General features: G+C 43.2%; 9 protein-coding genes. 2 read left to right on the top strand and 7 right to left on the bottom strand.

All coding sequences use genetic code 11. The annotated features are described in order from the left end of the window. Positions 1 to 124 precede the first annotated feature (124 nt). Both M8998_RS12425 and metG read right to left on the bottom strand, forming a co-directional pair. A complete protein-coding gene (locus M8998_RS12425; protein WP_249993340.1) occupies positions 125 to 2674 on the bottom strand; it encodes a TonB-dependent receptor in 2550 nt (849 codons plus the stop codon). A gap of 353 nt (positions 2675 to 3027) precedes the next feature. After that, on the bottom strand, positions 3028 to 5097 hold the full coding sequence (metG, locus tag M8998_RS12420; protein ID WP_249993338.1) for a methionine--tRNA ligase: 2070 nt from the start codon (positions 5095 to 5097) through the stop codon (positions 3028 to 3030). A 202-nt stretch (positions 5098 to 5299) separates the two neighbouring features. Here metG and M8998_RS12415 point away from each other — a divergent pair, with 202 nt between their 5' ends. Together M8998_RS12415 and M8998_RS12410 are read left to right on the top strand one after the other, a co-directional pair. After that, positions 5300 to 6202 carry a S66 peptidase family protein gene (locus M8998_RS12415; RefSeq protein WP_249993330.1) on the top strand — a complete coding sequence of 301 codons (903 nt, stop codon included), beginning with the start codon at positions 5300 to 5302 and terminating at the stop codon, positions 6200 to 6202. Positions 6203 to 6204: 2 nt separating this feature from the next. Then, complete coding sequence (locus M8998_RS12410) at positions 6205 to 6603, top strand: DoxX family protein (RefSeq protein WP_249993328.1); 399 nt, start codon at positions 6205 to 6207, stop codon at positions 6601 to 6603. Positions 6604 to 6663: 60 nt separating this feature from the next. Here the strand turns inward: M8998_RS12410 and M8998_RS12405 are convergent, their stop codons facing one another. The 5 genes from M8998_RS12405 to M8998_RS12385 form a co-directional block, all read right to left on the bottom strand. Beyond that, complete coding sequence (locus tag M8998_RS12405) at positions 6664 to 7128, bottom strand: DoxX family protein (RefSeq protein ID WP_249993326.1); 465 nt, start codon at positions 7126 to 7128, stop codon at positions 6664 to 6666. Further along, positions 7118 to 8011: a hypothetical protein gene (locus M8998_RS12400; RefSeq protein WP_249993325.1), complete on the bottom strand. Its 894-nt coding sequence runs from the start codon at positions 8009 to 8011 to the stop codon at positions 7118 to 7120. The genes M8998_RS12405 and M8998_RS12400 overlap by 11 nt, the downstream gene beginning before the upstream one ends. Positions 8012 to 8114: 103 nt before the next feature. Further along, complete coding sequence (locus M8998_RS12395) at positions 8115 to 8990, bottom strand: AraC family transcriptional regulator (protein WP_249993323.1); 876 nt, start codon at positions 8988 to 8990, stop codon at positions 8115 to 8117. Positions 8991 to 9311: 321 nt separating this feature from the next. Further along, the gene (locus tag M8998_RS12390) at positions 9312 to 10634 is read right to left on the bottom strand and encodes a gluconate:H+ symporter (RefSeq protein WP_249993321.1); all 1323 of its coding nucleotides are present in this window, start codon (positions 10632 to 10634) and stop codon (positions 9312 to 9314) included. A 19-nt stretch (positions 10635 to 10653) separates the two neighbouring features. Next, complete coding sequence (locus M8998_RS12385) at positions 10654 to 12147, bottom strand: gluconokinase (RefSeq protein ID WP_249993319.1); 1494 nt, start codon at positions 12145 to 12147, stop codon at positions 10654 to 10656. Positions 12148 to 12181: the final 34 nt, after the last annotated feature.

The following is a 12181-nucleotide window of genomic DNA, read 5'->3' as shown; positions in this document are numbered from 1 at the left end:
AAAAAATAGCCCGCTACTCTTTCCTAAGGAGTTAGCGGGCATTACTTGGTATTGGTTTGTTAAGAGAGATTTGAAAGTCTTTTTGTGTAAAACCTTGGAATAGTATATTTTTCCGTGTTAGCAATTATCTCCAAGCATAACGGAGTGTGATTCCAAAAGTACGCGGATCGCCCAATACGGCCGCATAGTGCCCTGAATTTCCTGCACCAGGAAGCAGCTGTTCGAAATAATTGGTATCGAAGACATTGCGTGCCCATACCGTTACTGAAACACCATCCTGTGAGCGAAATCCGATTCGCGGATTGACCAATGTATATGCTGGTACAACCAGGTAGGCTGATGGCGACGGATTGGAAGAAAATGAAGAGCGGTAGAATCCATCAAGCGCAAAAAAGTATTCTCCTCGCTGTCCTAGAAATTGTGCTGATTTTGTTTTCACTTCTCCACCAAACGAGGTAGCCCATTCGGAGATGCCTGGCAGTCTGCCGCCAGAAATATCGATAAAGTTAGGGCCTCCGGTGCCTTCTAATGGTGGCGGCGCATTGGTAAATGAGATATACCTACCGTCGGTATAGGCCAATGAACCGTATAGGGTTAACCAATCTTGCACACGCGCATTTCCATCTACCTCAATTCCGCGAACGCGCACTTGCTCGGCATTGGCCAGATATCCTCGATTTACAGAAAGATCAGCGGCTTGCACTTGGGTTTGATAATCATACACATCAGAATTGTGTAGGGTTACATTTAAGATGGTGTTGTCTGTAGGTTGTGTTTTGATACCTAACTCGTAATGAGATACACGCTCAGGTCGGATAACCGCCAGCTCTAGCATAGGTTGACCATCCTGATTTGGCAGACCACCCAGATTAAGTCCTACTGGCTTGAAACTCGTTGAATAGGTCGCAAACGCATTGATCCGCTCGTTAGCTTTATAAGCAACGGTTAACTGCCCTGATAAATTGGTATCGTCAATACTGGCTTCGAATGCCTGATTGCTGTATAATCCTCGTTGTAAGGCAATGAGCGCTGGATCATCTGTTTGTAACCCACCGTAGACCTCTCGCCGAAAATCAACCGATTTATCGTCGTAATTCAGACGCAATCCGGGCAATAAACGCAGGTTTGGTAACACTTCCCAGTCAAATTGGGTAAATACCGCACCACTGAAAGAACGCATACTCGGATAGGAACGGATGCCTAAGCCTTCGAAAAGCCCTGGTGTTTGCCAAAGCGGACTTTCGGAACTTTGCGCAAATCGCCATTGATGGATCCCGGCCTGTTCCGTATGTGCCGGATCTGCATTGAGGGATTGTCCAAAAACATATACACCAAACACCGCCCCTAGCTTGTCAGAAAAATCTCCTGCCCAACGTACTTCCTGCGACCATTGATCATGCCGAGATGGCGCCTGAGAGAGTGCTAATGCCTGTAAACCGGTAAAATCCCGGTCGTTTGACGGATCCCAGTTCCAGAATCGCCAGGCTGTAGTGGAAGTCAATGTACCACCAGCCACCTGTACATCTACATTGGCCGACAGACCACCCAAATCTTGCCCAGAGCGCCAAGGCGTATCGTGATCTATGATGCGATCAAACGGATTACGAGAAGGCAAATCGTAGTTTAGATCCGCAATAATCTGTTCGAATTGCCGATACGGTGCGCGCTGCGTAGGTGCTACTCCGGCAAATACCTGGGCATAACCGTCGGGGCGTTGTCGTGTTAAATCCGCCGCAAATAACACATCGACTTTGTCGGAAGGCTTGTACAATAATTGTCCGCGTAAGCCTAAATTATTCAATTCGTTAGTGTGCTTCTGTGTAGCCACGTTATAGATAAGTCCATCGCGCTGGGTTCCGCTAAACGACAATCTGGCGGCTAGTTTGCTCGTGATCGGACCACTAATAGATCCCTTTGCTTGGATAAAACCATAATTCCCATACGAAACTTCTGCATCGGCGGTAGCGTGAAATGTCGGCTTGCGCGTGGTAATGTTGAATGCACCAGCTACAGTATTCTTTCCAAACAACGTTCCTTGTGGACCACGCAATACCTCAATTTGTTCGACATCAATAAAATCCAGCGTAGTAACAGCGTTTCGTGCATAATACACGCCATCAACATAAAAGCCGACGCCAGGATCTATACCATCGTTGGTAAGCCCGAAGGTAGTTCCCAGCCCGCGGATGCTAATACCGGTATTTCTAGGGTTGGAAGAATACAATTGTACAGAAGGGACAATTTCTTTCAATCGATTGACGTTGAAAGCACCCGCTTCTTCTACAAACTTGCCACTGACTACGGAAATTGGAATAGGTACATCCTGTAGTTGCTCTTGACGACGGCGGGACGTAACAATAACCTCCTGTACCTGATTTTCCGTTTCTAATCGAAGAGTAACCGCCTGCTCAGGTTCTGTAGAAACTAACTGTTCATGCGTCTTATAACCCACCGATACCGCTCTAATATGATAGGGAGGAGCCTGAGTGGGCACTACAGAGAACAGCCCATCTGCGTCGGCAGATAGGCGCTGATTGGTTTCTCTAATCGTAACCGTGGCAAAAGGAATGGGTTGATTCTGACTGTTGACCACTTTACCGCGTAAAGTTTGCTGCCCATATAAAAATGGTGAAATCAATAAAAGAACGCTTAGTGATAGTATAAATTTGTTCATAAAATGAATGGATAAAGACTTCGTTTGGGTAATGAAATGATTAAATGACTTGCAGGGCTATTCCGGAAATATGCATTCGACCTAGTCGACAACACTGCATGACAATATCCATCATTTTTAACACGTCTTTTTTTAGGAACATTCTCAATAGCATCTCTTTGGAAATCTAATATATCAATGGATAATAAACATTAACTCTACAAATATATCATTAAGTTTATAAATACTATAGATTTAGTAGACATTTATTTTAAAATAATGAGCTTTTCTCGCAATTATTAAAAAAGCCTTCAAACTGGAAAGGGATATTCTTCCTTTCCAGTTTGAAGGCTTTAAGATAAGATCGATGTTATTTATCGAACCGTACTTCCGGCTTTTATTGCTGTACTTGGCTGCACAAAATCAAGACGGCCATCCGCATCTTCGGCCATCAGAATCATGCCCTGCGATAGAATGCCTTTAATCTCTCTAGGCTCAAGGTTGACCAAAATGGATACTTGGCGCCCAACAATATCTTCTGGTTTAAAAAACTCGGCAATACCAGAAACCACGGTACGCTGATCTATGCCAGTGTCGATGGTTAGCTTTAATAATTTTTTGGTTTTCGCCACCTTCTCGGCTTCCAAAATAGTACCCACGCGAATGTCTAGCTTCCCAAAATCATCAAAGCTAATGTTTGCTTTAGCTGGTGCTGCAGGAACTACTTTTTGAGCATTTTGTGCTTTGGCTTCTACCAGTTTCTGCAATTGTTGCTCCACCTGCTCGTCCGTAATTTTTTCAAATAAAAGCGAAGCAGCATTCAATTGGTGGCCGTTAGATATCAATTCCGACTGTCCTGCGCGATCCCAAGGCAACGGTGGCATATTTAGCATGTCAAATAGCTTTGTTGCTGTCTTCGGCAAGAAAGGCTGTGCCATGATGGCCAGGTTTGCCACAATCTGTGCCGCTACATAAAGCACGGTTTTCACGCGTTCTTCATCAGTTTTGATCACCTTCCAAGGTTCTTCGTCGGCCAGGTATTTATTCCCTAAGCGGGCAGCGTTCATAAATTGCGCCATCGCCTCACGGAAACGATATTGACCTACCGATTGTTGTATCAACCCTGGGTAGGTTTCCAATTCGGCAAGAAGAGCATTATCTTCGGTAGTTAATGTAGAACCCATACTTACCGCGCCTTCAAAATATTTATGAGACAGTACTAGTACCCTATTCACGAAATTACCGAGAATCGCTACTAACTCATTATTGACACGCGCTTGAAAATCCTTCCAAGTAAACTCACTATCGGATGTTTCTGGCAATATGGACGTTAAGACATAACGTAATTCATCCTGTTTGTCCGGAAATTCCTGTAGGTATTCGTGTAGCCAAACGGCATGGTTACGTGAAGTAGAAAGTTTCTCTCCTTCCAGGTTCAAAAATTCGTTAGCAGGCACATTTTCCGGCAGAATATATTCGCCATGTGCATGTAAAATCGCTGGAAAGATAATACAATGGAAGACGATATTGTCTTTACCAATGAAGTGAATCAAGGTAGATTCTTCTTCGGGATTTCCTTTTGCTTTCCAGTAATCTTCCCAGTTTTTGCTGTGATCCAACGCCCATTGTTTGGTGGCAGAAATGTATCCAATTGGTGCATCCAACCACACATACAACTTCTTACCCTCAGCTTCCTCCAAGGGTACATCGACCCCCCAATCCAAATCGCGAGTCATAGATCTTGGTTGCAAGCCTGATTTTAACCAAGACTGGCATTGGCCAAACACATTCGATTTAAGGACATCTTTCTTTCCTTCAATCAACCACTTCTCTAACCAATCTTGATACTTATCCAAAGGCAGATACCAGTGTTTGGTTTCCTTCAAAACGGGTGGTTTACCACTTAACGTAGATTTTGGGTTGATAAGATCGGTAGGACTCAAGGAAGTGCCACATTTCTCGCACTGGTCGCCATAGGCCCCTTCGTTCTGGCAATGGGGGCAGGTTCCGGTGATGTAGCGATCGGCCAGAAACTGGTGAAACTCTTCATCATAATATTGCGCTGAAAAGCGCTCGATAAACTCCCCTTTTTCGTACAAGTTCAGGAAAAACTCTTGCGATAATTCGTGATGTATACGCTCGGAAGTACGATGGTAAATATCAAAGGATATTCCAAACTCCTCGAAGCTTTCTTTGATCTGGGTGTTGTATTGGTCGATGATTTCTTTGGGCGTTACGCCTTCTTTCTTCGCTTTGATCGTGATCGCCGCGCCGTGCTCATCTGACCCGCAGACATAGACGACATCCTTTCCTTGCAGACGTAGAAACCGCACGAAAATATCGGCGGGTATATAAGCTCCGGCAAGATGTCCAATATGCAGTGGGCCATTAGCATAAGGCAATGCGGAGGTTATTGTATAGCGTTTTTTACTTAGAATATCCAATGTATATCGAAAATAAGTGTTAATATTAGGCAGCGATTACGCCGCTGCGGTAAGAAAGCAAATATAAATCAAATTACCTGATTTCATATGCGTATAATTATTTCATGAGCTCGCTGCGCTCGGTTTGTGTTTTAACAGCCGTATGGGATACTCATAGGTGTATATTTTGTACGAATAGCGGTATATTTAACAAGAGTTGATTATGAAAACACCTCCATACTTGAAAAAAGGTGATGTCGTTGCGATTGTCGCTACGGCAAGTGCTATCCGAGATGGCATTGCCAACGGGATTCGCACGCTAGAACAATGGGGGTTGGAGGTTCGCGTGAGCCATTCGGTCAACGCTACTTGGAATACCTTTGCAGGCACTGATGATATACGCCGAGAGGATCTACAAACGACTTTAGATGACCCAATAGTAAAAGCAGTATTTGCCGCTCGGGGAGGCTATGGCACTGTACGTATTATCGATGGAATTGATTGGACGAAATTTCGTGAGTTTCCAAAATGGGTGATTGGCTTCAGCGATATCACGGTATTGCACAGCCATATTCAGCGACAAACGGATATGCCTTCTATACATGGGCAAATGCCTAAGACCTTTGAAGAAGGTTCCGCCGGATCTATCGCCTCTTTGCGGAAGGCATTATTCGGCGAAGAATACAGCCTCGAATACAGTGCCAATAACCATCACAATCGCTTGGGCGAGGCCAACGCCTCGCTTATCGGCGGAAACCTAGCCATCCTTCAAAGTATTATTGCGTCTCCCTCTGATCCGGTATACGATGGAAAAATCTTATTTCTTGAAGATGTGGGCGAAGCCTTGTATAATATCGATCGCATGCTCTGGACATTGAAACGCGCCGGCAAACTGAACAAACTGCGCGGACTCCTTGTCGGAGGTTTCACTTCGTTAAAGGAGAGCGATCCTCCTTACGGACATACGGTAGAAGCAATCATTATGGAAAAAGTAAAGGAATTTGATTATCCGGTTGCCTTTGACTTTCCGGCTGGCCATATATCGGATAACCGTGCGTTGATATTCGGCCGAGATGCACATTTACAAGTGGAAAACAATCATGTTAAACTGACTTACGATTTATAAAAATGAGACCTGGGAAAGCAAAAGATATTGGTTTATTAATTATTAGAGCGGCAATCGGGTCGACGATGCTCGCCTTCCACGGAATCCCTAAAATCAGCGGAGGTTTGGAAACGATGGAAAAGATTGGGCAATCCATGAAACATATTGGCATTAGCTTTCTCCCAATTTTCTGGGGCGGTATCGCCACGGGTATAGAAGTCATTGGTGCATTATTGTTTATCATCGGTCTATGGACTAGGCCGGTCAGCATTCTACTGGCATCTACCATGTTAATAGCGACAATCTTTCACTTGGGAGAAGGTCATGGCTGGGCCAAATCTTCCCACACCATTGAGTTGCTTTTTGTATTTATCGCCTTTGCCCTAATGGGCGCCGGCAAATATAGTGTGGATAAGAAATAATTTGAGGTACAAATGTTGCTTTTTATCAGAAAATTAGCATCTAATGTCCCACGACACGTTTTAATTGTATTTCTTTCTATTAAATAATGAATGATCTAAGCTGTACTTACCTCCGCCGATAAAGACAAATGCTGCAAAGAACAACCAATAGAAAAAAGTAATTTCACCTCGATCATACGGAAAGATTTTCCAACCTTGCGCAATTACGACTGCTACTGACATAATAACCAGCAATATAAAAGACGAAAGGCGCGTAAATAGTCCTACAGCAAATAAGCATCCGAAAACAATTTCAGAGATTTTTGATAGATAAAGCATCAGAATAGGATTCGAAAAACCCAGACCTTCCTCACCCCATGTTTTGCTACGTTCCTCAAACCAATCGTCAATAAAAATATCTTTACCATACCAAATCATCCAAAGTCCAACTATTACGCGAATGAAAACCAATGGATCGGGCTTAGCTTCACTAAATAACCATACTTGTAATTTGATGTATTGCTTTTTTAAAATTTTACTCTCCATTACGTAGTCCTTTATTAGCAAAATTTCTTTTAATGGATACGTCCATGTATAGGTATAAACCCAACGTAGCTATAGCGTAAAAAATAAGATTTGTCGCGCCGGCATAATTAAGTACTACACTCAAACCAAAGCAAAGCATGATAAATGTGGCGATGGAGAAGGTAAATGACAAGTTCAGGAATGGGGTAGCTTTATCCAGCGAAAACTCTTTCCTAAACAGACTTATAATTAGGAAGATTGGAATAATTAGTTCCAAAAATCCGATAAAATAGATAAATGGCACCACACCTCCCGGCATCATCGAAAGCATCGTACCATCAAACAGTTGCATATATCTATCCATCACTTCTCCAGCATTAAACCATTTTTGCCAGCCAGGAAAGCCGAGAGTGTAGATTAATAAAGCATAAATTGGTAAGGTTTTAATTTTTTCGTACCAACCTTGTATTAGATTGCCTCTTTGCTGCTCCACAAACCATAAGCATAAATACAATCCAGCTGTGTAAAAAAACAAATTTGCTGCTGCATTATGGTTAGATAAGACCCTAACCATAAATCCATAAAAAGTTACTGATAAAATACAAGCGAAAATTCCCCATTTCAAGTACAGCGCATTGCTAGAAGATCGGAACTCCTTTCTAAAAATTGAGATAATAAAAAGTATGGGAGCCGCAATTTGCGTAATAGCAGCAATAAATAATAATACCTTGAAGTAATTCGGATAATCTGTAATTGGCGTTCTGTTATAATGGTTCAAATACGCTGTGTAGATCGCATTATCGCCCATCAATAATTCCCAGCCATTGATCAGCATCGTAAAACCCAACCCTACAATGATAGGAACAATCATTAGCGGTTTTAAATCAATTTTTGTCCATTCCATAAGTGTCGTGCTTTACCCACAAAATTAGATAGACACCCGCTATACCGAAGTATACAAATACGTGTAATAATGATCAAAACACGAAATTTAACTAGGCAAACTATCATTCTAAAAATTTTCTCCTGAAATCCAGCGGCGTAAGACCTGAATTTTTCTTAAAATATTTTATGAAGTTTGTTGTCTCGTCGAAGCCGAGTTTAGCAGCGATTTCTTTGACAGAAAGTTTGTCATATGCCAACATCCTTTTTGCTTCGAGCAGTATTCTATCCTGTACTAATTGCTTAGGCGATTTGTTGAACATGGCGTTCGTAGCTATCTGCAATTGTCGAAGACTCACATGCAGTAAATCAATATAAAATATAAGTTTTTTGTGCGTCAAATAGTGTTTGTCTATTTCCTCCTTAAACCGGATCGCCAGATCCTCCTTGTGTGATGTATGTTTCACTACCCCGGAGTTTTCCTTCATCTCTCGATCGGCAAGTAGGATGATTCTATGCAATAAGTTATGTAATATGTCACCCTGCTTTTTATCCGGAACTCGTTTTAATTCATCAAAAATTTCCGAAAAGATGGCTTCTAATTTTTCGAAGTTTTCATTTATTTTAAAATAAGATTGACAAAAGAAGTTTTTAAACAAGGGTGATGATTGAAAAAACTGTTGATCAGCGGATGTTCTACAAAAAAATTCTTCGGTAAAAATAAGTGCCTTCCCATCGTAGCCTTGGTTTGCATCAAATGCATGAACCTGACCTTGCGAAATAAATAAAATATGTTGTGGTTTTACCTCAATTGGCTCGAAGTCAACCATGTGACTACCAAATCCTTGCGTGAAAAGATAAATCTGAAAAAAATCTGTTCTATGTGGTTTAAAGAGTTGGTGTGGCACTCTACTTAACCTTTCGTTTATAGTGGTGGTGTTAATCTGATGCAGTGGATTAACTGTAAAAAGAAATGGATATGTGACCAGCTTAATAGACATATAGACGCCAGAAAATGATGATAGTTGGTTGCAAATTTATTCATTTATACCGGGAGGTTAAATTCACACTCTTATTAATTAACCTCTTTACACAAAAGTGTTACAAAGTGGTTAACATTTTTTCGAACACACTCGCAAACAGTCTTTCTTGTACTTTTAACAATTTAGATCACTTATCAATTTCGTTAGCTGTAAATATTTTGGGGTTGATATCGCATACTATTACCTCTGGCAGAAAAGCCAGAACATTTCTTTGTTGCAATTATCATTAGCGTCTTCCTAAACGTTGTTCCCAACTCAAAACGTAAATTATTGAGTCCTTTAACCTACGAACCAGTTCAGCGCAAGAACGCCGAAAAGACCGATTAAGGAAACCAAAGTTTCCATTACAGACCAGGAGCGAAAGGTGTCTTTCATACTTAGTCCGAAATAGGATTTAAACATCCAAAACCCGGGATCATTGACGTGGGAGAACATTAAGCTACCTGCTCCGGTAGCAAGTACCATTAATTCAGGACTAGTTCCTGTCGCTTGCATAACGGGCAGTACGATTCCAGCAGCGGTTAATCCCGCTACAGTAGCGGAGCCAATGGCTAGGCGAATTACAGCTGCAATGGACCAGGCCAGAACCAAAGGAGAAAGCGCCAAGTCGGCGGTGCTTTCTGCAATATAAACGGCAACACCGCTATCCACCAACACTTGCTTGAATACGCCCGAAGCGGCAATAATAAACAGAATCATGGTGATCCCACGAATAGCGTCTTCGATTCCTTCAGACTGTTGCTTCAAACTTCGCCCTTGCCGTATGCCCATCGTGTACATAGCCAATAGCGCTGCGACCATCAAAGCCATTACGGGATCGCCCAAGAAGCGAACCGTAGCTAAAAGCATCGAGCCTTCGGGAAGAAACAAATGCGCAAATGAACCTACCGCAATTAGCAAAACAGGGAATAATCCGGTAAAAATGCTAATGGCAAAACTAGGCATGGGTTTATCTTCTGCTATAGTAGGGATTGTAAACAACTCTGGTGGTGGATTAGTCGCGATTCCATTCAAGGTACGCCCGAAAAATGGACCACTGATAATAATAGCCGGAATGGCGACGATAATACCGTAAACCATGGTAAGGCCGATGTCTGCCTGATACGTAATAGCAATGGCCGTAGCCCCAGGATGTGGAGGCAAATAGCCGTGCGTGACGGATAGTGCCGCCAACAATGGAATCGCTACATATAATAAGGGCAGTCGATTGGATGCACACACCATAAACACAAAAGGTACAAGCACAATGAACCCTACATTATAAAACAAGGGAATACCCACTAGAAAACCTGTAAGCACCATAGCCCAGGGCAGATTGCGCACACCGAAAACATCGGTGAGTACGCGTGTAATCCGTTCGGCTGCACCACCATCGGCCATCAACTTCCCTAAAATAGAACCAAAAGCCAGTAGCAAAGCAAGCTGCCCCATCGTGCTGCTCACCCCCACTTCGATAGATCGTACAATGTCCGAGCTGTCCATCCCCATCGCAAAGCCAACAGCAATGGAGGTAATAAGCAAAGAGATGATGGTGTTAAGTCTCACCACTGTTACTAATAGTAAAAGCAGCAGTACCCCGCAAAATACAATGACTAATGGCATCTGTTTTCGGTTATAAAGTTTAAAATTCGTCTTTCAGTATTTCGTACAAACGCTCAAACTGCTGAAAGTTTTTCATATAGATGAGGTGATGATCTTTATTAGGCTCATAGGAATCATCTCCATTTGCCGTATTCGATGCTTTTGGTGCTTCAGCGGCAATCCCGAGCGCCTCCAAGGCGATCATCGCTGCTCCCCAAGCCGAGCTTTCGACGGTGTCTTTCACAAACACAGGTTTATTAAATACATCGGCCAGCATCTGGACCCATACCCGCGAGCGAGCCAGTCCACCACTAGCATAGACGGTGTGAATAGGGCCAGTGGTTTCTTCCAGCGCGAGCGCTACGCTGTACAGCGCGAATAACATGCCTTCGATCATAGCGCGACCAAAATGCGCTTTGGTATGTTGCAGCTGTATCCCGAAGTACACTCCTTTAGCTTTGGCATCCCAATGTGGTGCGCGTTCTCCGGTTAGGTAAGGCAAAAATACCAATCCTTCTGAGCCGGGATTGACAGAGCTGATTACTTCATCAAATAATTGAGAAGTGTTGATATCCTCCGGCAACTGTGCAAACTCGGTCATGAACGTATCCCGAAACCAGTTACGCAATACGCCACCATTATTTACGGCGCCACCTACCACAAATTGCTGCGAATGTAGCAGGTAACTAAAGACCCTTTGTTTATGGTCTGCACTGGCTTTATTGCTGATCACGCGTACGGCTCCGCTCGTTCCGACAGTAACAGACGCAATGCCTGGATGCGTGGCACCAACGCCAAGATTGGCGAGGCAGCCATCACTGGCACCAATGATAAATGGCGTGCCGACTGGCACATGCAACTCCGCGGCGCGTTCCGCATTTTCTAAATTTAAGCTATGCTGGATGGACACTGGCTCAGAAAGATGACTGGGTTTTATGCCAGCCGCTGAAAGTGCCGGAGCGTGCCAGTTTAATGTATGTATGTTGAAAAGACCGGTAGTGGAAGCGATAGAATAATCTATCATATAAGTACCGAACAGACGGAAGAAAAGGTATTCTTTAATGCCAATGAATTTATAGGCTTGCTGAAAGGTATTTGTATCATGTTCCTTCATCCACATCGTTTTGCACAACACCGACATCGGATGAATGGGCGTACCAGTCTGCATATACAGATCGAGTCCTTGCTCCGTTCCTCGCAATGCGGTGGCAATGCCCTCGCTCCTTTGATCTGCCCAGATGATGCTATTCGTTAAGGGAGTACCCGCTTCATCTACCGCGATAAACGCGTGCATGGCACTACTTACCGATATCGCCTCCAGCGGTTCGTTAGGATATTTTTTGGTGATTTCCCGCATCACTTCTCTTACTGAAGTAATGCAGGCCTGGTAGATCTCTTCGGGATCTTGCTCATAATAGCCAGGTTGTGGAGTGAGTATCGGATACGTGATACTATACTGTGTGAGTACCTCGCCACTATGGTCAAAAGAGACCGCTTTAGTAGATGATGTACCAATATCTAAACCAATGATCATATTCTTGTAATAGCTTAGGCCATCAGAAGCAATG

The sequence above is a fragment of the Sphingobacterium sp. lm-10 genome (assembly GCF_023554555.1).
Lineage (GTDB): Bacteria > Bacteroidota > Bacteroidia > Sphingobacteriales > Sphingobacteriaceae > Sphingobacterium.
This window is presented reverse-complemented; position numbering and strand designations above follow the sequence as displayed.